20 protein-coding genes are annotated in these 26,232 nt (G+C 45.6%); 9 read left to right on the top strand and 11 right to left on the bottom strand.

The genetic code is table 11. From position 1 onward, the window contains the following. Nucleotide 1 precedes the first annotated feature (1 nt). A complete protein-coding gene (tsaB, locus tag GWR21_RS20305) occupies nucleotides 2-679 on the bottom strand; it encodes a tRNA (adenosine(37)-N6)-threonylcarbamoyltransferase complex dimerization subunit type 1 TsaB (RefSeq protein WP_162333516.1) in 678 nt (225 codons plus the stop codon). A gap of 20 nt (nucleotides 680-699) precedes the next feature. After that, nucleotides 700-1,377, bottom strand: a complete 678-nt coding sequence (locus GWR21_RS20300) for a 3-hydroxyacyl-CoA dehydrogenase family protein (RefSeq protein WP_162333515.1) — start codon at nucleotides 1,375-1,377, stop codon at nucleotides 700-702. Between the two features lie 61 nt (nucleotides 1,378-1,438). On the opposite strand from GWR21_RS20300, the gene GWR21_RS20295 reads away from it, so the two are divergent. Further along, nucleotides 1,439-1,819: a RidA family protein gene (locus GWR21_RS20295; RefSeq protein WP_202928969.1), complete on the top strand. Its 381-nt coding sequence runs from the start codon at nucleotides 1,439-1,441 to the stop codon at nucleotides 1,817-1,819. 39 nt (nucleotides 1,820-1,858) lie between these two features. Here the strand turns inward: GWR21_RS20295 and GWR21_RS20290 are convergent, their stop codons facing one another. The 4 genes from GWR21_RS20290 to GWR21_RS20275 all read right to left on the bottom strand — a co-directional run bounded on the left by GWR21_RS20290 (nucleotide 1,859) and on the right by GWR21_RS20275 (nucleotide 6,804). Continuing rightward, complete coding sequence (locus GWR21_RS20290) at nucleotides 1,859-3,421, bottom strand: L,D-transpeptidase family protein (RefSeq protein WP_162333513.1); 1,563 nt, start codon at nucleotides 3,419-3,421, stop codon at nucleotides 1,859-1,861. 244 nt (nucleotides 3,422-3,665) lie between these two features. Next, on the bottom strand, nucleotides 3,666-5,216 hold the full coding sequence (locus GWR21_RS20285) for an Rne/Rng family ribonuclease (RefSeq protein ID WP_162333512.1): 1,551 nt from the start codon (nucleotides 5,214-5,216) through the stop codon (nucleotides 3,666-3,668). Between the two features lie 434 nt (nucleotides 5,217-5,650). Further along, nucleotides 5,651-6,493: a tetratricopeptide repeat protein gene (locus GWR21_RS20280; protein ID WP_162333511.1), complete on the bottom strand. Its 843-nt coding sequence runs from the start codon at nucleotides 6,491-6,493 to the stop codon at nucleotides 5,651-5,653. A gap of 23 nt (nucleotides 6,494-6,516) precedes the next feature. After that, nucleotides 6,517-6,804, bottom strand: coding sequence for an HU family DNA-binding protein (locus tag GWR21_RS20275; protein ID WP_073084475.1), 288 nt, complete (start codon nucleotides 6,802-6,804; stop codon nucleotides 6,517-6,519). Nucleotides 6,805-7,374: 570 nt separating this feature from the next. Between GWR21_RS20275 and mutY the strand changes: the two genes are divergently transcribed. The 7 genes from mutY (at nucleotide 7,375) to GWR21_RS20240 (ending at nucleotide 13,629) form a co-directional block, all read left to right on the top strand. Further along, a complete protein-coding gene (gene mutY, locus GWR21_RS20270) occupies nucleotides 7,375-8,439 on the top strand; it encodes an A/G-specific adenine glycosylase (protein ID WP_162333510.1) in 1,065 nt (354 codons plus the stop codon). A 181-nt stretch (nucleotides 8,440-8,620) separates the two neighbouring features. Beyond that, on the top strand, nucleotides 8,621-9,076 hold the full coding sequence (locus GWR21_RS20265) for a single-stranded DNA-binding protein (RefSeq protein WP_162333509.1): 456 nt from the start codon (nucleotides 8,621-8,623) through the stop codon (nucleotides 9,074-9,076). Nucleotides 9,077-9,246: 170 nt separating this feature from the next. Further along, a complete protein-coding gene (gene gldE, locus GWR21_RS20260) occupies nucleotides 9,247-10,608 on the top strand; it encodes a gliding motility-associated protein GldE (protein ID WP_238429910.1) in 1,362 nt (453 codons plus the stop codon). A 29-nt stretch (nucleotides 10,609-10,637) separates the two neighbouring features. After that, nucleotides 10,638-11,234, top strand: a complete 597-nt coding sequence (gldD, locus tag GWR21_RS20255; RefSeq protein ID WP_162333507.1) for a gliding motility lipoprotein GldD — start codon at nucleotides 10,638-10,640, stop codon at nucleotides 11,232-11,234. Between the two features lie 97 nt (nucleotides 11,235-11,331). Further along, a complete protein-coding gene (locus tag GWR21_RS20250; RefSeq protein ID WP_162333506.1) occupies nucleotides 11,332-11,907 on the top strand; it encodes a DUF3109 family protein in 576 nt (191 codons plus the stop codon). 132 nt (nucleotides 11,908-12,039) lie between these two features. Then, nucleotides 12,040-13,416, top strand: coding sequence for a LutB/LldF family L-lactate oxidation iron-sulfur protein (locus GWR21_RS20245; RefSeq protein WP_162333505.1), 1,377 nt, complete (start codon nucleotides 12,040-12,042; stop codon nucleotides 13,414-13,416). Between the two features lie 12 nt (nucleotides 13,417-13,428). Next, nucleotides 13,429-13,629: a YqaE/Pmp3 family membrane protein gene (locus tag GWR21_RS20240; protein ID WP_162333504.1), complete on the top strand. Its 201-nt coding sequence runs from the start codon at nucleotides 13,429-13,431 to the stop codon at nucleotides 13,627-13,629. Here the strand turns inward: GWR21_RS20240 and GWR21_RS20235 are convergent, their stop codons facing one another. The 4 genes from GWR21_RS20235 to GWR21_RS20220 all read right to left on the bottom strand — a co-directional run bounded on the left by GWR21_RS20235 (nucleotide 13,630) and on the right by GWR21_RS20220 (nucleotide 19,316). Then, nucleotides 13,630-15,033 carry a TonB family protein gene (locus GWR21_RS20235; RefSeq protein ID WP_162333503.1) on the bottom strand — a complete coding sequence of 468 codons (1,404 nt, stop codon included), beginning with the start codon at nucleotides 15,031-15,033 and terminating at the stop codon, nucleotides 13,630-13,632. Beyond that, nucleotides 15,026-15,604, bottom strand: coding sequence for an RNA polymerase sigma factor (locus GWR21_RS20230; protein WP_162333502.1), 579 nt, complete (start codon nucleotides 15,602-15,604; stop codon nucleotides 15,026-15,028). The genes GWR21_RS20235 and GWR21_RS20230 overlap by 8 nt, the downstream gene beginning before the upstream one ends. A gap of 94 nt (nucleotides 15,605-15,698) precedes the next feature. Continuing rightward, complete coding sequence (gene purH / locus GWR21_RS20225) at nucleotides 15,699-17,210, bottom strand: bifunctional phosphoribosylaminoimidazolecarboxamide formyltransferase/IMP cyclohydrolase (protein ID WP_162333501.1); 1,512 nt, start codon at nucleotides 17,208-17,210, stop codon at nucleotides 15,699-15,701. Nucleotides 17,211-17,222: 12 nt separating this feature from the next. After that, nucleotides 17,223-19,316, bottom strand: coding sequence for a ComEC/Rec2 family competence protein (locus tag GWR21_RS20220; protein ID WP_162333500.1), 2,094 nt, complete (start codon nucleotides 19,314-19,316; stop codon nucleotides 17,223-17,225). Nucleotides 19,317-19,950: 634 nt separating this feature from the next. Here GWR21_RS20220 and GWR21_RS20215 point away from each other — a divergent pair. After that, complete coding sequence (locus GWR21_RS20215; RefSeq protein ID WP_238429908.1) at nucleotides 19,951-23,295, top strand: S41 family peptidase; 3,345 nt, start codon at nucleotides 19,951-19,953, stop codon at nucleotides 23,293-23,295. 112 nt (nucleotides 23,296-23,407) lie between these two features. Here the strand turns inward: GWR21_RS20215 and carB are convergent, their stop codons facing one another. Beyond that, nucleotides 23,408-26,227 (bottom strand): carbamoyl-phosphate synthase large subunit, encoded by a 2,820-nt coding sequence (gene carB / locus GWR21_RS20210; protein WP_162333499.1) that lies wholly within the window; start codon nucleotides 26,225-26,227, stop codon nucleotides 23,408-23,410. Between the last annotated feature and the right edge of the window lie 5 nt (nucleotides 26,228-26,232).

Below are 26,232 nucleotides of genomic sequence, written 5' to 3'. Positions count from 1 at the left end.
CCTATTTTTTCATTGTAGAGTGGAAAGGCTTGAGGTAAAACGGGCTGAAATAAGCTACATCTTCAAATGCTTTACGGGCAAAAGCAGCGGTTGCTAACGGCACCATATCCGCAGCATTCAATGTGTAGGTAACAAACACTGCGTTATCCGAAGGTAACATCAGTTGCTGCCATTTGTCACTACCATTCCCAAAGAAGTATATTTTATGTTTTGCTATCTGTTCGGCGAAAGCCTCAGGAGTGAGTATTAGCGCATGCGGTGCGATCGTGGTATTCAATGAAGCATCATACATTGCGGTGTATACTTCCATTCTTCTTGCATCAAGCATCGGACAATACAACGCATTCACGTCTTGCGTACGTGACAAAATGCCCTGCGCCATCATCTGCAATGTTGATACTGCTATCAATGGTTTTTCCCATGTGTAACACAGTCCTTTTGCTGTAGCCACACCAACTCTGAGCCCGGTGTAGGAACCAGGGCCGGCGCTTACAGCTATTGCATCGAGATCAGCGGGTGCGATGCCCTGCTGTTGCATGATATCCTTCACAAACAGCACCATGGATGCTGCATGATCCTGCTGTTTATCGTTTACCAGTGTTTGCAGTACTTGTCCATCTTTTGAAAGACAAACAGAACCTACCGAAGTAGCTGTATCTATGTGCAGTATTAAAGACAATGTTTTTCAGTTTAATGATTTCACATGACAGTCACATTCATACCGGCTTCACGTGCCAGCAATGCGCTTATTTTATACCGTTCATTACCGGTGGCTTTGTACACCGCATCCAGCACACCACATACGTGCCTGATACCTATTTTTTCACACCATTCGAAAGGGCCCATCGGATAATTAGTTCCCAGTCGCATAGCAGTATTGATATCTTCTCTGGAAGCGGTTCCTTCTTCAGCAGCCAGGTACGCTTCATTGATGATCATACAGATCACTCTTGGCGTCACGAGTCCGACCCTGTCTTCCACAATTTCATATTCCCAACCTAATGAAGTCATTATCTCTGCCAGCAGCGGCTTTTGCTCTTCTCCTATCACAGATACCTCTGTTACGGGCATTGCTGCAAATCCAGGTAGCCAGTTACATCCAATGATACTGAATCCCTGTTCGAAAGCGTAATTGCTCATCAGTTCTGACAAAGAGGTGCGTACGATGGAAGCCAGTACCGGTACCTGTGGGTACTTGGCGTAGATACGCGCCCGTCCGGTATGCTCATCAAAATTCAGGTCTACTACCAGCTCATGATCAGCCAGTGTGCCTGTCCGCTCCAGCGATGTAACCTGCTGCACCCGGTGCCCATTCAAACCACCCTTTTCAAGAAAAGCCGCATAATGTGGCTCCTCTCCTATAACGAGGATATTCATGTGCAAAATTTTCGCAAACCTATTAATTAATAACTAATAATAAGACCCTATTTTTATGCTCATGGAAAAACAGATCATCAATACGAATAACGCTCCTGCTCCTATCGGCCCGTATAACCAGGCGGTATTATCAGGCAATCTGCTGTTTGTATCCGGACAGATAGCCATCAATCCGGAAACCAATCAACTGGTGCTGGATGATATCAAAACTGAGACCCATCAGGTAATGAAAAACCTGAAGGGTATACTTACAGAGGCGGGTATGGACTTCAGTAATGTGCTTAAGAGTACCATTTTCATTATGAACATGAATGACTTCGCGCTGATCAATGAAGTATATGGTTCTTATTTCACCAGCGATTATCCAGCCCGTGAAACAGTACAGGTAGCTGCACTGCCTAAAGGTGTGAATGTAGAGATCTCTGTCATTGCGAGCAAATAATTAGTAAAAAGAAAGAGGCCCGTGTGCAGGCCTCTTTCTTTACTTACTGCCAAACAATGTGGCTGCCAGTTTAGCATCATGTCCGTATACATCATCACGGAAATTCAGCCGGCCGTCACTGTCTACAAACGCAGTAAAATAACCTATATATACCGGCACTCTTTCTTTGAGGCTGACGAACTTCTCTTTGCTACCGTTCATGGCTTCCACAATCTTTTGTTTTGTCCAGGAAGAATCACTGCGCAACAGCCATTCTGCCAGCTGCTGTGGTGCTGATACGCGGATACAACCATGGCTGAATGTGCGTTTATTTTCTCCAAATAAACCCTTGGAAGGCGTATCGTGCAGGTAGATGTTGTACTCATTGGGGAACAGGAATTTTACCTTCCCTAATGCGTTATGTCCGCCGGGTTTCTGTCGTATGATATAAGGGAAATTGCCGCCTGAGTATTTACTCCAGTTCAGCGACCCTGCATTTACCGGGCCACCTGAACCAGTCACCACTTCCATATTCTGTCGTGCGAGGTAACCTGGATTTTTCCTCATTGCAGGTAATACTTCGTGCACAAGTATACCGGGAGGTACATTCCAGTAGGGAGCGAAGACAACATATTTTACTTCATTGCTGAAGATGACCGTATTTGCGCCCGGTTTTCCGACTACCACATTGCAACTCCAGTCCAGCTGATTATTATCATATACATAGAGTTTAAATGCAGGGATATTGACCAACAGGTATTTTGCCGGTGGTTCAGCAGGCACCCAGCGAATACGTTCCATATTGATCAGTATCTGACGGATACGTTGTTTAGGAGTAATGTTCAGGGCATTCAGCAAAGATTGCTGGATGGTACCGTCGGGTTTGAGTCCTGTACGATCCTGGAAATTACGGATAGCAGAGTCGAGTGCGGGTGTAAACAACTGTGAGGTATCGGCTACGGCCAGATCTCCCAGCAGATGCAGTCTGTGTTTTACACCTGCGATCAGTATATCCTGTTCGCCTGCTTTATATATTTTCCGGGTTCCCTTTAAAGAATCCCACTGCATTTTCTCCAGCACATCCAGTTTCTTCAGTTGATCGCGCAGCAATTTATACTGTTTGTTTACCGGCTCTTCAAATGCGCTTGCAGGCTTATTCACCATGGAATCCAGCAGGCTTTCCATGTTTATTTTCTTACGTGGAATAAACCATTCCAGCGACTTGGCACTATCTGACGTCAACCCGCTCCATACCTTATTTCCATAGGCAAAGAACTGCGCGGTGAGGAGCAGCTCTGCTGTAGGGGCAGCTTTATCACCTGGGCGTAGTTTTTCTCCCTCCATCAGCAATGTATCATACATTTCACGGAGGGGTTTACTGATCACGGTACTGTCGTGCAGCCCATACTCCGCATCTGCTTTCATCATATTGATGAAGTTACCTGCCTGCTCTGTCAGCTGACCATCATTGCCGATCCATGCATAGTGAAAATCACGCTGGCGGTAGAAATCACGGATGTATTCAGCATAAGCGGTATCTGTTTCGAGGAACCTGTTAACCGTGTTACTGTCCAGCGTGAGATCGATATATTCCTGTTGGGTATAATGGGAGGTGTCTCTCACGAGCCCTTTTTTTCTGCCGAATCGTCCGCCACAGGCAGTCAAGAAGATAATTGAGGAAAGTAAAAGACACGTGTAACGCAAAAACATAAACGTAATAGGAGTTTTAGTAATGAGTGAGAAAGTCCCCTGGAGGTAGCATTTTAAAGAACAACAGCCATTGCTGCTGAAATGTTTGATAGTACAAATGTAAAACGCTTAACACAATATTGTGCTAAGCGTTTTAGATAAAGCAGTTAGGATGTAATTATAATTTGATCTCTTCTTCGTTGGCATCAAAGAAGCGATATTCTGTCAGATGATAGTTAGAATCAGCTTTGATCCTGACCCATTTTTTATACTGGAAATACCATTTCCACCGGCGGGAGGTCAGGAAACCTTTAGCCAGGTAGGCATAAAATATAGGGTGTACCCTGATCGTAAGACCTTTATGCTGATGGTTGATCAGGTATTGGAGGTTCTTTTCGATTTCATCAATAATCAGTACAGAAGCGCCTATTTTACCGGTGCCGTGGCAGGTAGGGCAATCTTCCGCCACTGATATGGTGACTTCAGGTTTTACACGTTGGCGGGTGATCTGCATCAAACCGAACTTAGAAATAGGCAGGATAGTGTGTTTGGCTCTGTCCTGCGCCATGAATTTCTCCATGGCTTCATATACTACTTTCTTGTTTTCGGGCAACTTCATATCAATGAAGTCGATGATGATGATACCACCCAGGTCACGGAGGCGTAGCTGGCGGGCTATTTCACCGGCGGCTTCCAGGTTGGATGCGAGTGCATTCTGTTCCTGGTTATTGCTGGAGCTTTTATATCCGCTATTAACGTCTATGACATGTAATGCTTCTGTTGCTTCTATGATCAGGTATACGCCACTGTCCAGGTTGACGGTCTTCCCGAAGGATGCTTTTACCTGGCGGGTCACGCCGTAGTGATCGAAAATGGGAGCGCCGTTGTGATAATGCTGAACGATATCCTGTTTTTCAGGAGCTATTTTCTGAATATAGGCCCTGGTATCAGCGAACATGTTCCGGTCATTGATCACGATCCGGTTAAAGCTTTCGTTAAGAAGGTCACGTAAGATGCTGGTGGTTTTGGCCTGTTCACTCAGGATTTTCTGCGGAGGCTGTGAGCCACGCAGGTTGGCCTGTATATTTTTCCAGGTTTCCACAAGAGTGGTCAGATCCTCATGCAGTTCAGCCGTTTTCTTTCCTTCAGCCGCCGTGCGGACAATTACACCAAAGTTGGGCGTTTTGATCGCCTCGACTATCTTCTGTAATCTTTTTCTTTCTTCGGAAGAGTGTATCTTTTTAGATACTGCGACAATGTCATTAAAGGGTGTTAACACGATAAATCTTCCGGGAAGAGAAATTTCGCAACTAAGACGAGGACCTTTAGAGGAAATCGGTTCTTTTAGTATCTGCACCAGGATGTTGGGCTTTCCGCCCAGCACATCTGTGATTTTGCCGGTCTTTACGATTTCCGGCTCATTCTTAAACTTTGTAAAGTCAAACCCTTCGGGGGTTTTATCCGAAATAGCCTGCTGGGTAAATTTGAGTATAGAACGTATATATGGGCTAAGATCTGTGTAATGTAAGAAGGCATCTTTTTCAAAACCCACATCAACAAAAGCCGCATTGAGGCCTGGGATCAGTTTTTTCACCCGCCCAAGGTATAAATCCCCTACAGAAAAATTGGGATTGCCGCTCTCATGATGCAATTCAACCAATTTCTTATCTTCCAGCAACGCTATTTCCACACCGGTAGGTGCCGCATTTATAATAAGTTCCTTGTTCAAGCGTCCAAAATTTTAACCATTATAACTTCACCTTTGAGTTATGCACGGGCTATTTAATAACAGCGTACTGCATACCAGATTACTGCTGGCGGAAAGCCAGCGTACGTGATGATGGATTGCTTAAGGGTTTAGCGATCAGCAGGTAATATCCGGAATTCTAAGCGGGATTTGTGGAAAAACCTGCATGACTTCAGCAATTTAACAATAATCGCTAAAATCATGCAGGATATATAAAAATTTTTATCCGATCACCGCGCCGCAAATAAAACCTGGTTAGTATAAATGGCGGGAAATAGGAGAAAATTATTTCTTATTCTTCTTATGCCGGTTCTTTCTCAGTCTTTTTTTACGCTTGTGAGTTGCTATCTTATGTCTTTTTCTTTTCTTACCGCAAGGCATACGCTAATAAGTTTTAATGTTTGAAAAAATGAATATTATTTAATACTCTTAATATACGTGTCTATTTCGGCCTTCAGTGAGGGATCTTGTAACAGTGTCTTACAGTGTTCCAGCAATTCAACTGCCTTTTTAATATCACCTTTGCCGCGATACGCTTCTGCTAATACAAATACAGCTTTAGCCTCTTCAGGATGTTTCTGCGTGAACGCTTCCATCCTTTCTATGGCTTTATCAAACTGATTTGATTGAATAGCTAGATTTGCCAGCGTGATCTGAGCATCTGCGTTATCAGGATTGGCTGCCACCACATCCCTGAGTTTTTGGACACCTACCATAGGTTCTCCTGTATTCATATACAGCAGCGCCTGTTTAATTTTAAGGGAGTCGTTTGCCGGATTCAGATTAATAGCTTTTTCCAGCAGGCCGATGGCCTGTTCGCTTTCCCATTTGGCAATAGCAGGGTCCTCTGCGTGTTCCAGATGTTCTAAAAATAAATTGGCTGCAAAGGTGAGGCTTTTTTCGGAATTTTCCAACTTAGCAGATTCGCCAAGATAATACGCAGCTATGGGCAGTTGGTTAAGGCTGTCCCAGGAGGCATATAATTGTTTGTAAGCGTCTATTTGCTGTGTTTTAACGTCGCCTCGCACCGTCTTGTTCTCCAAGGCGGTGATCGAAACGAGTTTGTCTGCAGGGATTTTTTGCTTGGCAGATGCCAGCAATTCATCAAAGGCAATAGGTGTTCCACTCTGTCCGTCATGCATATGATCGGCAGTTGGCATCGCTTTTTTATCCGAATGAGGCACGGTGCGGCCGAAGGCGACTAATACTACAAGTAATGTCGCTGCGGCACCGACCAGGAGAATTTGTGATTTTTGCACGCCTTAAATATTAGGCTGCAAAATTACGAACTTTTAAGCTTCTTTACTTCTGCAACGAATTCTTTAGAAGGCTTAAACGCTGGAATAAAATGCTCCGGAATCTCAACGGCAACGTTTTTCTTGATGTTACGGCCAATTTTAGCAGCTCTCTTTTTCGTAATGAAGCTACCAAAGCCCCTGATATAGATATGCTCGCCATTAGCCAACGCTTCCTTGACCTCCTTAAACATGGCCTCTAGTGTTACTAACACATCTACTTTAGGTATGCCGGTTTTTTCAGCAATATTGTTAATTAAGTCAGCTTTTCTCATAATTGAAGCGAAGGATTACTTGTCCCAAAATTATTTATTTTTTTCTAATTGCTGAATTTTAAGCAAATAAATTTTAACTTTTTTTCTTATACCAAGCAATTATCTAATGTATTTATTTGCGAATCAGTTACTTACTTCTAAAATACGTATTTAACAGGCTATCACCAAAAGAGAGGGATCCATTGCGCCAGGCCAGTACAAGTACATATTCATTAGGGTAAATCACAATATTTCACTAAACCACACATTAACGAATATACAAAAAAATATATTCATTTCGCCTTTTTTTTCTTTACTTAATGAAAAAGATCTCTCCTGCTCAACCGTTAACAAATAAACACTCTTTGCTTATTATAACGCGTTTTTCCACATATTCGTCTATATTTCAACAACTTCCATTCCAATTAACTGCTACCGCCCTACAGTTGAAAATTATCGTAAATATATCTAACGCAGATGAAGAATTTTCCCTATCCCCTTTTCACTCCACTCTCCTGAATAAATAACTATACAAACAGTCTCGCCGTTACCATTATTCCGGTTACAACTCATCCTATTATATTTGCAGAAATGAAGCAGTTTTTTACGAATGCACTCCTGGACTGGAACAATAACGAGAATACCCGTTCCATGCCCTGGAAAGGCGAGAAAGACCCCTACCGGATATGGCTGTCTGAAATCATACTCCAGCAAACACGTGTGGAACAGGGATGGGCCTACTACGAAAAGTTTATCTTAAACTATCCCACGGTACAGGACCTGGCTGCTGCGCCGGAAGAAGCGGTGTTCCGCCTCTGGCAGGGCCTGGGCTACTATGCACGTTGTAAGAATATGCTGGCCGCTGCAAAACAGATCGTATCACAGTATCATGGTCATTTTCCCAATACGCATGATAGCATCCTGTCACTCAAAGGCATAGGACCATACACGGCGGCTGCTATTGCATCCTTCGCATTTAATCTGCCACATGCCGTGCTGGATGGCAACGTGTTCCGTGTATTATCCCGCTTCTTTGATATAGACACCCCAATTGACAGTACCGCAGGTAAAAAGCAATTTGCACAGCTGGCACAGGAACTACTCCCCCACGGTTTATCGGCTTCGTATAACCAGTCCATTATGGACTTTGGTGCAGTAGTATGCAAACCTCAGCAACCTGCCTGCAACACATGCCCCCTGGCTAAAAAATGCAAAGGCTATCAACAGGGCCTGACCGCCCTCCTGCCTGTCAAAACCAAGAAACTCGTTATCAAAAAACGGTACTTCTACTACCTTGTCCTGCAGCATAAAGACAACGTCTATATCCGCAAACGTACCGAAAATGATATCTGGCAAAACCTTCACGAGTTTATACTGATAGAGACCTCCGGTCCTGAAGATCCGGCCACGTTACAGTCATCCGCAGCCTTTAAAGCGATCATGGGTGATATACGTTACAACATGGATGCGGCTTCTGCTACCTTTAAACAGCAGCTTACACACCAGACAATTCATAGCCAGTTCCTACTCCTTTCTGTTAGTAAAAAGCCTGAAATACAGGGCTATACCGCAGTCCCCCGTAATCAGCTGGACAGCTACGCCTTTCCCAAAACCATAACCGACTTCCTAAAGAACAGGGAACTGACCCTGTTCTGATACGAAAACTTACTGCCTGTCAACAGCGCTCAACTTGCTACGGCAAGGTATTTGAGCTAAAAACTATACAGTAAAATTTTCACTGTCGATTTGAAAAAAACATTAACTTTAGAAAGGTTGTTCATTTATAAGAAGCGTATATTTTCAATAGTTTAAAATCAATAGATTAAAACCTGCAACAATGAGAGGTGTTAATAAAGTAATCCTGATTGGCAACTTGGGTAGAGATCCAGACGTACAGTTTTTAGAAGGTAATATCGCAGTAGCTAAGTTTTCGCTGGCTACAACAGAAACATTCAAAGACAGGGCTGGTAAGCTGATATCCCAAACAGAATGGCATACAGTTGTATTATGGCGCGGACTGGCTGAATTAGCCCAAAAGTACCTGCACAAAGGTAGCCTTGTATATATTGAAGGACGCCTCCGTACCCGTAGCTGGGAAGACAAAGAGGGTAATAAGAAGTTTGCCACTGAAGTAGTAGGCGATAACCTCGTTATGCTCGATAAACGTATGGACCTGAACAATGCCGAACATGCCATACATCACAGCAATACAGGCAGCAATACAGGTGATAATTTCCCCAATATGGAAATACCCCCCCAACTGAACGACACAGCGGACGATCTTCCTTTTTAACTATCCAATAAAAAATACTATATTCTTTTTTGATTGATAATCCCTTTATGGGACATTACTTATATTTGCATATAGGGAAAGCGATTCATTTAAAGACCTGAATTACTTTCCCATTTTTTTGGAACTTACTTTGCTATATGCTCGGGGTTCTAATATTTATCACGTCAAAGTTGAACATTTTGTACACCTATCCGGCAAGCATTTTACCTGGTAAGCTTACCCTGTTACAAGCAGCGGCGCCCATCGCCACTCCTAACGTGGTTATCTATCTGCTTGTGATATTCGTCCTCCTCCTCATGGCCTTTATCGTATCCGGCGCAGAAGTAGCTTTCTTCTCCCTGAACTATAAAGACCTGAATGCCCTGAAAACAAGGCAGAACACCAGCGGAAAGCTGATCACCAAACTACTGGAAAAACCACGCTCCCTGCTGGCCTCCCTCCAGATAGCCGGCGTACTGCTCTCCCTCGCCTTTATCATGGTGACCAGCTACCTCATCACACAGATGGAGGACCTGCAGACCGTTCCGGTCGTATCTTTTGTAGTACGTATAGCCATTATCCTGTTTGTCCTCCTGTTCTGTGGACAGGTACTCCCAAGAGTATGGGCAGCGCAGAATAATATCCGCTTTGCGACCTATTTCGCCTGGTTCGTCAGCCTGATACACGCTACCCTGGAACCCGTAAGCGACTTCTATGTAAGCATCAGCGAAAGCATTGAAGCCCGCTTCTTTCACAGAGGCAGTGGCGCTGTCAACTACCAGGAAATAGACCAGGCTATCGAAATGAGCGTAGACCCGACCGCCTCCCAGGAAGAAAAGAATATCCTTAAAGGCATCCTTAAATTCGGGAATATCACTGTTAAGCAGATCATGCACACCCGCCTGGACGTATCGGGGATAGAATATGACGATACTTTTGATATCGTTGTGAAAAGAGTGGCCGACCTGCATTACTCCCGTCTCCCGGTATACAAAGGCAACCTCGATAATATCGTAGGCGTCATTCACACCAAAGACCTCCTGCCCCACCTCGATAAAGGCAAGAACTTCGACTGGCATACTGTAATGCGCCAGCCTTTCTTCGTACATGGTCATAAACTGATAGAAGACCTGCTTTCCGAATTCCAGAGCAGACGTATGCATTTTGCCGTAGTGGTAGATGAATTCGGCGGTACCTCCGGTATCGTCACCCTTGAAGACATTGTGGAAGAAGTGATCGGCGATATCAAAGACGAATTCGATGAAGAAGAATTTAACTACAGTAAAGTAGACAGCAATACCTACGTATTTGAAGGCAAAACCATGTTAAATGATGTTTGCCGTATAATGAACATCGCTCCCGATACGTTTGAAGTCGTAAAAGGAGAAAGCGATTCTATCGGTGGTCTCATACTGGAACTTGCCGGTAAATTCCCTGAGGAAAACAGCGTAATATCCCACGATGGATACGACTTTACCGTACTGGAAGTAAGCAAAATGCGTATCCAGAAAGTACAGGTCACCATCAGGCAAAACGTGGACGACGAGAAATAGTGCAGGACACCTAATTACAAGAAGCTACTATGAAATTAACCGGGAATATCATCTGTCTATTGCTGCTGCTGTCATTTGCAGCCTGCGAACAATCCTATACACCCAAGCCCCGCGGCTATTTTCACATCAACTTCCCTGAAAGGGAATACCGAGTGTTCGACGTGCCCGGCTATCCATATACCTTCGAGTATCCTGCTTACGCCAATATCGTCAAAGACACCCTGTTCTTCGGTGAGAAAACCGAAAATCCCTACTGGATCAATGTTGAATTCCCTACGCTCAATGGCAAAATATATATGAGCTACAAGGAGATCGGTAAAGGCGATAAGAACAGCTTCCAGCAACTCGTTAATGACGCCTTTAAGATGACTTACAAACACACTTACAAGGCTGAATATATCGACGAAAAAACAATCAGCACCCCCAATCATGTAACCGGAGAATTCTATGATGTAGGTGGTAATGCCGCCTCCGCCAAACAATTCTATGCTACTGATTCTTCTGCACACTTCCTACGTGGCGCACTGTACTTTGATGCCGCTCCCAATGCAGACTCCCTCGCACCTGTGCAACAGTTCCTCCAGGAAGACATGTGGCACCTCGTACAAACATTGAAATGGAGATAATCCAGGAACTGCGACTATTTTGTAACTTTGCAGTTTTAAGGAATACCGATACCGTCAGCCATGCCAACGCTGCCGGTCTATCGGCCATCAATTTTTTATGATCATCATTGACGATAAGTACATCAGCGACGAAGTTATTGAGGAACAGTTCGTCTGTAACCTGGGAGCCTGTAAAGGCGCCTGCTGCGTTGCAGGTGATTGCGGAGCGCCGCTCGATAAAGAGGAAGTGAAGAAACTGAAGAAGATCTATCCGAAGATCAAATCATACCTTCGGCCCGATGGCATCGCTGAAATAGAAAAAACAGGAACACATACCACTGACGACGAATATGGCTATGTAACACCAATCGTCAATAAAGGCATCTGCGCCTATGCCGTCATTGACGACCACGGTACCGTAGGTTGCGGTATTGAAAAGGCCTACAACGAAGGTGTAGTTGACTACAAAAAGCCTATTTCCTGTCACCTCTACCCCATCAGAGTGACAAAATACGAATCCTTCGAAGCATTGAACTACGACCGCTGGGACATCTGTAAACCTGCGTGTAAGAACGGTAAAAGCCTTCGTGTACCGGTATACCGCTTCCTTAAAGATGCATTGATCCGTAAATACGGAGAGGAATTCTATCAGGTGCTGGATAAGATCGCCCGGAAACAATATAAGCCAGAGTAGTGGAACTGCCTGCTGATGCTATCTCTGCATTTCCTATCTTTACTTTTTACTAACTGACAGTTGTTCATTCATTCCCCAACCGTAAAGCGGTATGGGTTTTGTAATTCCGAAATCAGCAATACTCGACAACTTATGCATCAGAACGCCTCCACCTTTCTCGAAAACAGCGAGAAAAAAGCGACTAACCTCATACACCGCCAGACTATCAACTTTAATATCGGCAAGTATAATACTGCCGTTAAAGCAGGTAAACAACAGTTTACTGAGCTGACTATCGCGCGTGAGAGGGCCAAAAATATTAAGTGGAGAGCGATCGAGCATCTTGACAAGCACCTGGAGGAATTTGAGAGTAACTTCACCCGCAGAGGCGGAAAAGTGATCTGGGCGGAGAACTCCCAGCAGGTATTGGATGAAATACTCGCTATCTGCGAAGCCAAACAGTGCAAGAGCATTGTAAAAAGCAAGTCCATGGCAACCGAAGAGGTACACCTGAACCACTTCCTCGCGCAACATAATATAGAATGTGTGGAGACGGACCTGGGCGAGTATATCCAACAGCTGGATGATGAGCCCCCCTATCATATTGTGACGCCTGCGATGCATAAAAGCAAGGAAGACGTAGCCAAACTCTTCGCCGAAAAGTTAGGCACTCCTCCCGACCTCACGCCACAAGAAATGACATTGGTGGCCCGAGAGAAACTCCGTCAGAAATACCTGGATGCGGAGATCGGTATTACAGGTGCCAACTTTATTATTGCAGATATCGGTGGTGTAGCTGTCACTGAAAATGAAGGCAACGCACGTCTGAGCACCGCATTTCCCAAAACACATATTGTACTCGTAGGGATAGAGAAAATGCTGCCCTCCATCAATGACCTCGCACTGTTCTGGCCTTTGCTGGCCACTTATGGTACCGGTCAGCAGGTAACTGTCTATAATTCAATCTTCAGCGGTCCCCGCCAGGAACATGAGACTGACGGTCCGGAAGAAATGTATGTCATCCTGATGGATAACGGCCGTACCAATATCCTACAGGACGTAGATGCCCGCGAAAGCCTTTACTGCATACGCTGCGGCTCCTGCCTGAATGCATGCCCCGTTTATAAGAACATCGGCGGACATAGCTACGGTACGACCTATAGTGGTCCTATCGGATCTGTTATCACCCCACACCTGCAGGGCATGGACTCGTTCATGCACCTTAGCTATGCATCGTCTCTTTGTGGGAACTGCACGGAAGTATGCCCTGTAAGGATCAATATCCACGAGTTACTGCTCCACAATCGTCATAAGGCTGTGGAAGAGAACCATACGTCCGGAGGAGAAAAAATGTCCTGGTTTGGCTGGAAACAGGCAAGTCTGAGCCGCCGGATGATGAACCTTGTAGGAGGCAATACCAAAAACTTCTTCATGAAAAAATTCTTTTCCGAAGCCTGGGGAGACGACAGAGCCCTACCTGTCTTCGCTTCGAAATCATTCAATCAGCAATGGAAAGAGAGAAAAAAATAGTATCTTTTTGACATGACACTAATCGCTATTTTGTTGCCCTGGCTCTCCTTTATGTTAAGGGGAAGGATCCTTACAGGTATACTATGCCTTATACTTCAGATCACACTTATTGGCTGGATTCCCGCAGCTATATGGGCTGTTATATCCCTACAGAATGCCAGGGAAGACCGTAGAACACGGAAAATAGTAAAAGCAATGAAGCAGGGCAGATAATTATTTGGGCGGAAACTCCACCTCAATCTGTACGCGGGTTGCAGTTCCGTCGGACGCAGGGGTCCATCCCGGTCCCTCTTTAATGACGCGTAATGCTTCCGCATCGCAATCCGGCTGTAAACGTCTCGTGATCCTGATATCATCAAGTGCTCCATCAGGTGATACCCTGAAGGAGACCTTCACTTTTCCTTTCACGCCGGCGGCAGCCGCAGAAGCTGGGTATTTTGTATTTTTTGACAGATACTGTCTGTAGCTATCGTATCCTTCCGCAGGCAATGGTGCCTGGTAATATCCTTTCTTATTTTTGGTGTAGTTTGTCTTATCCGAGCCTGTGATCAGCATATCACTCAATGCATTGGCGTTCGGTTCCAATATGATCTTCAGGTTATTTTGCCTGTTACGTACCTTTAATTTCCTGGAATCATATCCTAACATGGTGGCCATCAGGTTTAAATCCTGCATGGTATCCGGTACGCTGAGAGAAAAGCGGCCCTGGGCGTCGGTCAGTACGCCATTACTGGTGCCTTCTACCTTCACGGTAACGCCGGATAGTACACTCTCACCATCGATCACTCGACCCTGTATGGTACGCATTGGTCCGGTGTATTTAGCAGATGCTGCGCCTGCAGAGGCATAGGTGACGTTCCTGCCGGTCGTGACAGGAATTTCAGGCTCTTTCATTTTTGTTACGCCTGCAATATCAATGATCTTCGTGGTAACGGAATCCATCGCATATTGATGTTGACGATCGTCCGTCAATGTAGGAGCAGCGGCTGCAACGGCGACTGGTGTTGGTGCAACGGCGAGTGCAACACTGTCATTACGGTGCTGGATCTTCTCCACGGCATCTGCCAGCTGTTTACTTTCAGCAGATGGCGCTTGTATAATAGTAGGAATGTTACTGATGCTATCCGAAGAGATATGAATACCCGGTTTATTCTCAACTGTTGACTTATACACCAGTCCACTGGTTTCCTCCTGATTATAATATTGCAAGGTATCTGTAATAGCGCTGTCTGCTACACTTGTCTCTTTTAATGCCAGCGAAGGATCTTTTGTTCCATCCTGCCACATCCACACCAACACGGCCACAATAACAGCCCCGACAGCGGCAGCAGCCAGCCAGCGGGTATCCAGTCTGAAAACACGTCCCTGTCCACCCTTATTCCCGGCGTTTCCCTGTCCCTGCGTACGCAGTTCCAGCCGCTTGTGCAGGTCGGACAGATTCATTCGCTGATCGGGCTTATACTCGGCAAAACCATCCAGTGCGTCCGCCAGAAACGGATCGTCCAGGGCTTGTTTTTCCAATGCATGCATTGCCTTATTATCCAGCTCACCAGCCAGATATTTACGGATCAACTCAGCATCCACATTATGGTTAATATGACTGTGTTTATCAGACATCTTGTTGTTCCATACAAATTTTCAGGTTGCGCTTACCATTCTGTATATAACTCTTCACCTTCTTCATATCATATCCTGTCAAATCGGAGACTTCACGATAACTTTTCTCTTTGAGGTAAAAAAGGTCAACACTTCGCTTTTGCTCTTCCGGCAAGGCGTCCAGGCATTTCTCCATGCCCTGTAAATGCGCTTCTATGTTTACTCCGTTCTCATGATGTCCAAAAGACTCATTTTCCATAACCGGCATTCCATCCAGAGAAATTTCTTTCCCTTCCCGGTTTTTCATAGCACGCAGTTTCATCAGGCAATGGTTCTTGGTAAGCACATGCAACCAGCTCTTAAAGTTCTGTACTTCGTGTTGCTGCAACTTTACTATCAGTTCCTCAAAGATCTGCATGACCGCATCCTTACTCTCTTCTTCATCGAAATAGCGGAGGCATACCCCATATACCAGGTTCATGTAGCGCTGGTATAGCGCTGCCAGATAATCCAGCTTACCGGAGCGCTTAAACTCCTGTATCAAGCCGGCATCATCAGCATCTTTCATGATATTCTGGTGTAAAAAGGCCATAGATTAGATGGACAATAGTAAAGAATTTTTAGCAAAAAAGCACCGGCGACAGCCAGTGCTTTTTTAAATATACTTTTGCTATCCAGAAAACAGACTAGTGTCTGAAGTGGCGGGTGCCGGTCATTACCATTACCATACCATGCTGTTTGCAGAATTCTACTGAGTCATTGTCCCTTACAGAACCACCCGGCTGGATCACAGCGGTGATACCTTCTTCATGCGCAATACGTACGCAGTCATCAAATGGGAAGAATGCATCTGAAGCCATAGCAGCACCTTTCAGATCAAAATTGAACTGAGCAGCTTTTGCAATAGCATGGCGCAGTGAGTCAATACGGGAAGTTTGTCCACAACCTTTACCGATCAGCTGCTTGTCTTTCACCAGTGCGATAGCATTGGATTTCAGATGTTTACATACCAGGTTGGCAAATTCCAGGTCTGCTCTTTCAGCCGCTGTAGCTGGTCGCGCACCTGCATCGTTCCACTCCTGATAGTTACCTTTATCGTTTTCCTGCAGTAATACACCATTCAGCACGTTCTTATACACATAAGGTGCTTTTACCGGCTGCAGCTGTTGCAGCAGGATGCGGTTTTTCTTAGCCTGCAGCACTGTCAGTGCATCTGCATCAAAACCCGGAGCGATCAGGATCTCGAAGAAGATCTCGCTGATAGATTCAGCTGTAGCTTTATCAATAACGGCATTGGTCACCAGTACGCCACCAAAAGCGCTTTCTTTGTCACCCGCCAGTGCTCCGTCCCATGCTGCTTTCAGTGTAGGGCGGCTTGCGATACCGCAAACGTTGGTATGTTTGATCACAGCGAAGGTAGTCTCTGTGAATTCCTGTATCAGCTGACAAGCAGCATCAACATCCACGAGGTTGTTATAAGATAACTCCTTACCGTGCAGTTTATTGAAGATTTCAGACAGGTTACCGTAGAACACGCCTTTCTGGTGCGGATTCTCTCCGTAACGCATGATCTGACCCTGTGGTGCAGATACCTGGAAGTATGCGGCAGGTTCATTGTTCAGGAAGTACTGAGAGATCGCCACATCGTAGTTGGCACATACTTCGAATGCCTTGGCAGCAAACGTTCTGCGCTCTTCAATGCTGGTAGCTCCGCCGTTGTTCAGTACCTGCTCCAGATCACTATACTGATCTTTGGAAGCTACGATCACTACATCTTTGTAGTTCTTAGCGCCTGCTCTGATCAGGGAAATACCACCGATATCAATTTTCTCGATAATGGTCTGCTCCACGTTAGTGCTCTTCACTGTTTCTTCGAATGGATACAGATCAACAATCACCAGGTCCAGCTCAGGAATAGCATACTGCTGGAGCTGCTCCAGATCCTGTGGATTTTCGCGGCGCGCCAGGATACCACCAAATACTTTCGGGTGTAAAGTCTTTACACGTCCGCCCAGGATGGAAGGATACGCTGTCAGGTCTTCCACCGCCACACATTTCACGCCCAGGTCCTCAATGAATTGCTGAGTACCGCCAGTTGAATAAATAGTTACTCCCTGTTCACCTAATTTTTTAACAATGTTCTCCAGGTTATCTTTATAGAAAACGGAGATCAATGCAGATTTAATTTGCTTTTGCATGTATGGCAATCATTAGAAATTTATAACAAAGGCTCCCTGATCCGGAACCGAAAAGAAGCGCAAAGTTAGCACGTAACAATCACTTTTCCACCGTTGAATGTTCAGCCGGGAGTTGGAAGCATCAAAAATATAGCGATCCACACAGAACATCCGCTCCAATTGTCTGATATCCACGCGCGGATTATGTGAAAGTAAAAGATAATCTGTCCTGATTTTTTTCTGCGGATACCTATCTGGCAGCAAACTATCTACCACAACCAGCCGCTTATCGCCTACAGCCCGTATGCGAAATCCCGGCAACTGACAGCTGTCTTCTTCCCGGTCATTGAAAGATGGCCTGTGCTTCACTCCATATAAGGCATGCGCCGGACGCAGGTAACGCTCATATAAAGAGTCTGCTATCTCCTCTCCTGACACCATGGCGGCACTCCGGCCCTGTATGATGTCTATCACAGTATGTCCGGGTATGTTATAAACAACCATTTTATGCTGATGTTGTTCACTTATCCGCAGAAACATTACGCCTGCACTCCAGCAGGCCGTGCTGATTAACATGAGTAGTACGCCGATGCGCCACCTTTGTGACAATAAGATCAGCAGTGCTCCGATACAACCATACATACAAACGACACTGATCAGCTGTATATCCACTCCGGTGATCAATGCTCCCGGCAGATGTCCGATGATACCTGTAAGGCTGTTCATACATTGCATAAGGCCCTTTAGCAGCATGCCAATCTTATCTGCAATAACGGGCATATTCCCAAATGGCAGCAGGAAGATCTCTGCATACAGGACCACTGTGGATAAAGGCACGGCCAGCAAATTAGCCGGCAGAAAATACAAGGGAAACTGATGAAAATAATAGAGGCATGCAGGTATTGTAAATAGCTGGGCCGCGAGTGTCAACGCCGTCATATCCCACAGCTTACTGAGCCATTTATTGTCAATATGTATCAGGTGATACAATCTGCGATAGCATACGACGATACTCAATACCGCCAGATAGGATAGCTGAAAACCCACATCCACCAGCAATCTGGGTTCATAACACAACAATATGAATGCAGATGCTGCCAGTGTATTGTATACATTTGTATGCCGTGCTAACATACACTTCCCGATAGTGAGAAAAGTAAACATCACGGTCGCACGTAACACTGATGCCGCCCCGCCCGTCAGCAATGTAAACGCCCATAACACCAGTATGATCAGTACTCCTTTGACAATATTCGTATACCGTTGCTGTGGCCACCATTGCGTGAGCCACAACAATGCACCATATATCAGGGCGAGATGCATTCCTGAGATGGCAATAATATGCACAATTCCGGTATTGGTATAATCCCGTACCAATTCCCTGTCCAGATCATATCTGTACCCGATCAGCAGTGCAGATGCAAGCCCTGCTTCCTTTCCACCGATATACTGCTGAAGTATCCGCAAACAATAGGAACGACTTTGCTGCAACCTGTTCCGCCATACATTTTCGTCCCCCCACAGCAACTTATACCAATGCTTCTCCCGCAGATATGCCTGCCGGTAAACCTGCTGCAAAGCGCAATACCTGTTATAATCAAATGCACCCGGATTACCGTTTCGCCCCACTGTTTCCGTATGACTATCTATCAGCAACTGATCGCTGGTCTGCAAGCGCACGGCACTACTATCTGCCTCCAGGTAAACCAGTAACTTTCCCTCAGCTGCAATACACATGTTGTCACGTACAATATATCGTACTGCCACCATTGTTTTCAGGCGTTTACCAGCATGTTGGACAGGCACTGTGATCTGCACCAGCAAATAATCTCCCGGCTTTACCATCTTTTCAAAATAATGCGGGTGATCACGCACATCTGACAGATGAAATAACACACCTCCACTACAGATAACGAGCATTTGCAAAGCGATGCCTCTCAGCCAGTCGGCCCTGTACTGATAACGCAGTGCTAAAAAGGATAAAAACCAGAGGGCGATCGTCGCCAAGCCTGCTGCTGATAATATTATCAGGAGTCTTAAAGGCAGAAATACCTGTATAAATACACCTGTGGATAAACACAGGACAAGGCGCAGAAATGGCGCAGACTTCACTAAGCTAACAAACATGACAACGGGATAAGGTTAACCAATTCAAGCAGTGAATGTAAGGCTTTCACACATGAAATATGTTTTTAAGGTATGATAAATATCTACCCACTTGATAAGATTACGACACGGAATTTTTTTCTAAAATAACATGCATTTTATATATTCCCATTTAATAAAATTATTAATAAATTGTTTTACAGCTATATAATCATTAAACAATTCCACATCTGTTATTGATTAGTTAACATCTTTTTAATATTTAATATTTATAGTAAACTGCATTACCGGTCACGCTATTTATACACATAAATAGTCGTGTCTTTAATGGTTATTTTGAGGGAAAAGAAAGAGCCTGATCTTCATCAGGCTCTGATTATTTTAAGCGCTTCCTGTACTTCTTTAAGGCAATTGTCACATCCCGTTAAGTATCTTCCAGGCAAATCTTTTATTATCTCTACTAACATAATAGTTAAACTTTCGTAAGCTTTGGGACGACTCGTGTACTTTCTCCAGCATCCTCTTAAAATCCTTGCCAGTAGTACATTGTGCGTCATCCCACAGCCGGCATTTGTAACATTAAGTATCTCCCTTTCTGCTACAGACAGCGGCTACGGCAACAGGCATTTTGTTGTTAATCCTGAAAAACTATACCATGGCATTTATAAAGAATACCCAAATGATGGCTGGTACGGCCGGTACTGAGAAAAAGTATAAATTAGTACATACACTTCAACAGTTTAACCAGACCCACATGTTACACAAACCTATTTCTCTACTTCTGCTGACAGGCATTGCCTGCGCAACTGCCACTGCTCAGGCACAGTCCACTGAAACGCTGTTACTGCGTTCTCCTTCGATCAGTCAGCATCAGATTGCATTTAACTATGCAGGTGATATCTGGACAACTGATGAAAATGGCCAACATCCACAACGTATCACCGTTAACCCGGACGTGGAACTTGACCCCATGTTATCTCCTGATGGCAAATGGATTGCTTTTAGCGGCAACTATGACGGTAATGTAGATATCTATGTTGTAGCGGTCAATGGTGGTATGCCAAGGCGCATCACGCATCATCCTGATGCGGATATCATACGTGGCTGGCATGGCAATGATAAGATCATTTTTTCGTCTACCCGCAGTTCTTTTACGACCCGCTTTCAGCAGCTGTTTGAAGTTGGCATAAATGGAGGTATGCCCACAAAATTAAAGATGCCGGAGGCGCACCAGGGTAATATCTCTCCTGACGGGTTATACACAGCATACATCAAACATCCTGATCCTACTGAAAGAGCAGGCACCTATCGCCCGTTCAAACATTATAGAGGTGGTAATATGCCTAAAGTCTGGATCTTCAACAACCAGACGAGTGCTGTAATAGCCATCCCTGATGCAGGTTCCAACAACGTCCATCCTGTATGGTTAGGGAATGATGTATATTTTCTGAGTGACCGTAACGGCACGATGAACATCTTCCGTTATACGACCTCTACTAAAGCAGTTACACAGATCACTACTCATAAAGACTTTGATGTAAAAACACTTTTTTCTGATGGTAAGACACTGGTATATGAACAAGCCGGTAAAATTCATAAATGGGAGGCTGCTTCCGGTAAAAGTACCCCCCTTACTATCAGCATAGAATCAGACCTGCCATATAAAAGACCCCACTTCGTCAACGCCTCGCTGAACAACATCGGTGGTATCAGTCTCTCTCCTACCGGTGTAAGAGCTGTGGTGCAGTTCCGTGGTGACATACTTACAATTCCTGCTGACAAAGGTGATGTACGCAGTATCACAGCTACTACAGGTACACACGAACGTAATCCTGCATGGTCGGCGGATGGTAAATCTATCGCCTACTTTTCCGATGCAGATGGCGAATACGCATTACATATCCGAGATCAGAAAGCGGAGAAACCGGCGACGATCATCCCCCTGGGAGATCCCAGCTTTTACTATAGTCCTGTATGGTCTCCTGACAGTAAGAAAATACTCTACAGCGATAAAAGACTGCGTCTTTATTATGTAGATGTTGACACCAAAAAAGTCACTCAGATTGATGAGGACAGTTACGATCGTCCTGATCAGACTTTCAACGCCAACTGGAGTCCGGACTCACGCTGGATCGTTTATAACAGACGCCTGCCTAACAGCCTTAGTGCCATATTCCTTTACAACACAGCTGATAAAAAAAGCTATCAGATCACTGACGGTCGCAGTGAAGCAGTAGAACCTGTGTTCAGTCAGAGTGGTAAATATATTTTCTTTGTTGCCAGTACCAACTACGCGCAGAATACCGGCTGGCTGGACATGTCGAATTATGAGCGCAATACCCGCAACAGTATCTATGCGATCGTATTATCCGACAATGCTCCTTCATTATTGGCGCCTGAAAGCGACGATGAACCAGAAAAAAAAGAAGATGCCCCCAAAGACGAAAAAGCACCGGCTAAAGACACTGCAAAGAACGCATCCAAACAACCACAAACCCGCATTGATCTTGACAACATAGATCAGCGTATTGTGGCACTGGCATTGCCTGCTGAAGGCTATGAACAACTGAATGGCCATGTCGCCAACAAACTTTTATACCGCTCCGGCAATACATTATACAGTTATGATATCAGCAAGCGGAAAAGTGATGTACTGATGAGTGGTATCAATAGCTATACCGTAAGTCAGAACGGGGAGAAATTACTGTATGTTACTAACTCCGCCTGCGGCATCGTAGGTACAGGCAGTAAATCCAATGCGGGAGAAGGTACACTCAACCTTAGCAACATCCGTACACAGGTAGATCCTGCAGCTGAATGGGCACAGATGTTTGACGAACTATGGCGCATAGAAAGAGATTTCTTCTATGTAGAAAATATGCATGGCGCAAACTGGAAAGCTGTCAAAAAGAAATACCAACGCTTCCTTCCTCACGTAGGACATCGGGAAGACCTCAACTACCTGTTTAATGAAATGATGGGTGAACTGGTGATTGGTCATAACTATGTAGGCGCCGGAGATGCGCCGAACCCGATACGTGAATCCGTTGGATTACTGGGCGCCGATTACAGCATCGAAAATGGTCGCTACCGGTTTAAAAAGATCTACTCCGGCCTGAACTGGAACCCCAACTTCCAGGCACCGCTGACACAACCAGGTATCAAAGTAAAAGAAGGCGATTACCTGATCGCTGTAAACGGGGTACCATTAGACAGCAATACAGAGATCTACAGCCTGTTTAAGGGCCTTGCCGGCAAACAGGTACGCATACTGGTCAACCAACAGCCTGCCCCCAATGGTGCGAAGGAATATACGGTTGTACCGATCAACTGGGAAGGCGGCCTCCGAGCGATGGACTGGGTAGAAGGAAACCGTAAAAAAGTGGATCAGCTGAGTAACGGTAAACTGGCTTACGTGTACATGCCAAACACCGGCGGAGAAGGGTATACTTACTTCAACCGTTATTATTTCTCCCAGCTTGATAAAAAAGGCGTTGTGATAGACGAACGTTTCAATGGTGGCGGCTCAGCTGCTGACTATGTTATTGACCTGCTGAACCGGGACCTACTGAATTACTGGGGCACCCGCGAAGGCTTACCGATGACCACCCCGGGTAACGCGATATTTGGCCCCAAAGCCATGATCACTAATGGCTATGCAGGTTCGGGTGGAGACCTGATGCCTTTCATGTTCCGTGAGAAGAAACTGGGACCACTGGTGGGAACGACCACCATGGGTATCCTGGTAGGGATATATAACTACCCACAACTGATGGATGGAGGTTTCATGACAGCACCCCGGCTGGGTATATTCAGCAAGGATGGCCAGTGGATCATTGAAAATAAGGGGGTGGCGCCGGATGTGGAAGTAGAAATGACGCCGCAGGAAGTGATTGCAGGGAAAGATCCACAGCTGGAAAAGGCAGTGGAACTGCTGATGAAAGAGCTGAAAGATGCGCCTGCTGTAAAGAAACCTGCCGGTCCGGTACGTGCAGAATAGATAATAACGGCAGCAGGAAACTATAACGAGGAAGGGTGTATCAAATCACTTTGATACACCCTTCTCTTTTATTGTAAGGATCCGGCCATTCAGGGCCGTATTCCTGTCGATCTTACTTGTTGCTCAGGTACATGCTCTTCTCTTTGTACAGTGTCCTGAAATAAGGGTCCCGGAGATCTTTGATGAAACGGATCGCTTCACCGGTAGATTTCATTTCAGGGCCGAGTTCTTTGTTCACCCCTGGGAATTTGTTAAAGGAGAATACTGGTTCTTTGATCGCAAAACCGTCCAGTTTCTTTTCGATAGTGAAATCGGTCAGTTTATTAGCACCCAGCATCACTTTGGTAGCAATGTTCAGGTAAGGAACCTGGTATGCTTTCGCGATGAATGGCGTAGTACGGGAAGCACGTGGGTTTGCTTCGATCACATATACCTGTCCGTTTTTGATAGCGAACTGGATGTTGATCAGGCCACGGATATCCAGTGCACGGGCGATCTTCTCTGCATAGTATTCCATGGTGGTTACTTCCATCGGGCTCAGGTTAAACGCTGGCAGTACCGCGTTACTGTCGCCACTGTGGATACCAGCAGGCTCGATATGCTCCATCACACCCATTACATGGAAGTTCTCTCCGTCGAAGATGCCATCAATCTCTGCCTCCTGACAACGATCCAGGAAGTGATCGATCAGGATCTTGTTACCTGGCAGATGCTTCAGCAGGCTCAGTACAGATGATTCCAGTTCTTCTTCGTTGATCACGATACGCATACGCTGACCACCGAGTACGTAGGAAGGACGAACCAGTACAGGATAACCTACTTCTTTCGCTACTTCGATCGCATCGTCGGTATTGTAAGCGGTGCCATATTTAGGGAAAGGAATGCTCAGTTCTTTCAGCAGGTCGGAGAAACGGCCACGGTCTTCGGCGATATCCATGTTATCGAAGGATGTACCGATGATCTTAATACCTTTTTCTTCCAGACGTCTAGCCAGCTTCAGTGCTGTCTGACCACCCAGCTGCACGATAACACCTTCAGGTTTTTCCAGTTCGATGATCTCCCACAGATGTTCCCAGAACACTGGTTCGAAGTACAGCTTGTTGGCCATATCGAAGTCAGTAGAAACTGTCTCAGGGTTACAGTTCACCATGATCGCGTCGTAGCCGCATTCCTGGATAGCCTGTAAGCCGTGTGTACAGCAGTAGTCAAATTCGATACCCTGGCCGATACGGTTAGGACCGGAACCGAGTACGATCACTTTCTTCTTATCAGAAGGTTTGCTTTCGTTTACAGTATCGAATGTAGAGTAGAAGTAAGGAGTTACCGCTTCAAACTCAGCACTGCAGGTATCTACCATTTTATAGGTACGGGTAATACCGAGAGATTTACGTTTTTCGTATACTTCGCTCTCCTCGCAGTTACCGAACAGATGTACCAGCTGCATGTCTGAGAAGCCCATCTTCTTGGCATCGCTCAGCATTTCTTTTGGTACGGAATCCAGATCATGTTCAGCCAGTGCTTTTTCCATCTGCACGATATCGTTGATCTGGTTCAGGAACCATTTATCGATATAGGTCATCTGGTGGATATGTTTCACCGAAACACCTTCCATCAGGGCGTCTTTGATACGGAATACACGATCCCAGGTTGGCGTCTTCAGTCTTTCCAGCAGCTGATCGCTCTTCATAGCGGACTTACCGTAATAACCGAGGCCCAGTGCATCGTTTTCCAGACTCTGACAGGCTTTCTGGATCGCCTCAGTGAAAGTACGTCCGATGGACATTACCTCACCTACGGACTTCATCTGAAGACCCAGGGTCTGATCTGCACCTTTAAATTTATCGAAGTTCCAGCGAGGCATCTTTACGATGACATAGTCCAGCGCTGGTTCAAAAAATGCGGAAGTGGTTCTGGTGATCTGGTTTTCCAGTTCATCCAGGGTATAACCGATAGCCAGTTTGGCTGCGATCTTAGCGATCGGATAACCGGTTGCTTTGGAAGCCAGTGCAGAAGAGCGGCTCACACGAGGGTTGATCTCGATAGCGATCAGTTCTTCAGTTTCCGGATTCAGGGAGAACTGTACGTTACAACCACCGGCGAAGTTACCCAGGTCACGCATCATCATCTGTGCCTTGTTACGCATGTCCTGGAAAGCGGTATCGCTCAGGGTCATGGCAGGGGCCACCGTGATGGAATCTCCTGTGTGTACACCCATTGGGTCGAAGTTTTCTACGGTACAGATGATCACGACGTTGTCGTTAGCATCACGCAGCAGCTCCAGTTCGAACTCTTTCCAACCCAGTACCGCTTTCTCAACCAGTACTTCATGGATCGGAGACGCCTGCAGACCGCGTTGTAACGCTTCATCCAGGTCATCTTTGGAGTGTACGAAACCACCACCGGTACCACCCAGGGTGAAGGAAGGACGGATAACCAGCGGGAACCCGATCTCCTGAGCAAATTCCTTTCCTTCCAGGAAAGAGTTTGCTGTCTTAGCAGGAGCAACTGGTACTCCCAGTCGGATCATCCACTGACGGAACTGTTCACGGTCTTCAGCCTTATCGATGGCTTTGATATCTACACCTATCAGACGGACATTGTATTTCTGCCATATACCCAGCTCGTCAACTTCTTTACAAAGGTTGAGGGCTGTTTGTCCACCCATGGTAGGCAGTACGGCGTCAATCTGCTGCTCCTCCAGTATCTGTTCTATACTTTCTACTGTCAGCGGCAACAGGTACACCTTGTCGGCCATCATAGGGTCAGTCATGATAGTAGCCGGGTTGGAATTGATCAATACTACCCTGATACCTTCCTCACGCAGCGAGCGTGCTGCCTGGGAGCCAGAATAGTCAAATTCACAAGCCTGGCCAATAATAATAGGACCAGAACCAATAATAAGAACAGATTTGATAGAGGAATCTTTCGGCATTTGCG

It is taken from the genome of Chitinophaga agri (assembly GCF_010093065.1).
GTDB classification, from domain to species: Bacteria; Bacteroidota; Bacteroidia; order Chitinophagales; family Chitinophagaceae; genus Chitinophaga; species Chitinophaga agri.
Note: the sequence above shows the minus strand (reverse complement) of the source record. Positions and strands in the feature narration are given on the sequence as shown.

Excerpts from the sequence above, each read along its gene's own strand:
- gldD (WP_162333507.1), top strand. The coding sequence starts at position 10,638 with ATGAAATTAACCGGGAATATCATCTGTCTATTGCTGCTGCTGTCATTT.
- GWR21_RS20250 (WP_162333506.1), top strand. The coding sequence starts at position 11,332 with ATGATCATCATTGACGATAAGTACATCAGCGACGAAGTTATTGAGGAA.
- GWR21_RS20240 (WP_162333504.1), top strand. The coding sequence starts at position 13,429 with ATGACACTAATCGCTATTTTGTTGCCCTGGCTCTCCTTTATGTTAAGG.
- GWR21_RS20245 (WP_162333505.1), top strand. The coding sequence starts at position 12,040 with ATGCATCAGAACGCCTCCACCTTTCTCGAAAACAGCGAGAAAAAAGCG.
- GWR21_RS20295 (WP_202928969.1), top strand. The coding sequence starts at position 1,439 with ATGGAAAAACAGATCATCAATACGAATAACGCTCCTGCTCCTATCGGC.
- GWR21_RS20235 (WP_162333503.1), bottom strand. The coding sequence starts at position 15,033 with ATGTCTGATAAACACAGTCATATTAACCATAATGTGGATGCTGAGTTG.
- GWR21_RS20275 (WP_073084475.1), bottom strand. The coding sequence starts at position 6,804 with ATGAGAAAAGCTGACTTAATTAACAATATTGCTGAAAAAACCGGCATA.
- GWR21_RS20220 (WP_162333500.1), bottom strand. The coding sequence starts at position 19,316 with ATGTTTGTTAGCTTAGTGAAGTCTGCGCCATTTCTGCGCCTTGTCCTG.
- GWR21_RS20230 (WP_162333502.1), bottom strand. The coding sequence starts at position 15,604 with ATGGCCTTTTTACACCAGAATATCATGAAAGATGCTGATGATGCCGGC.
- mutY (WP_162333510.1), top strand. The coding sequence starts at position 7,375 with ATGAAGCAGTTTTTTACGAATGCACTCCTGGACTGGAACAATAACGAG.
- GWR21_RS20300 (WP_162333515.1), bottom strand. The coding sequence starts at position 1,377 with ATGAATATCCTCGTTATAGGAGAGGAGCCACATTATGCGGCTTTTCTT.
- purH (WP_162333501.1), bottom strand. The coding sequence starts at position 17,210 with ATGCAAAAGCAAATTAAATCTGCATTGATCTCCGTTTTCTATAAAGAT.
- GWR21_RS20215 (WP_238429908.1), top strand. The coding sequence starts at position 19,951 with ATGGCATTTATAAAGAATACCCAAATGATGGCTGGTACGGCCGGTACT.
- GWR21_RS20265 (WP_162333509.1), top strand. The coding sequence starts at position 8,621 with ATGAGAGGTGTTAATAAAGTAATCCTGATTGGCAACTTGGGTAGAGAT.
- carB (WP_162333499.1), bottom strand. The coding sequence starts at position 26,227 with ATGCCGAAAGATTCCTCTATCAAATCTGTTCTTATTATTGGTTCTGGT.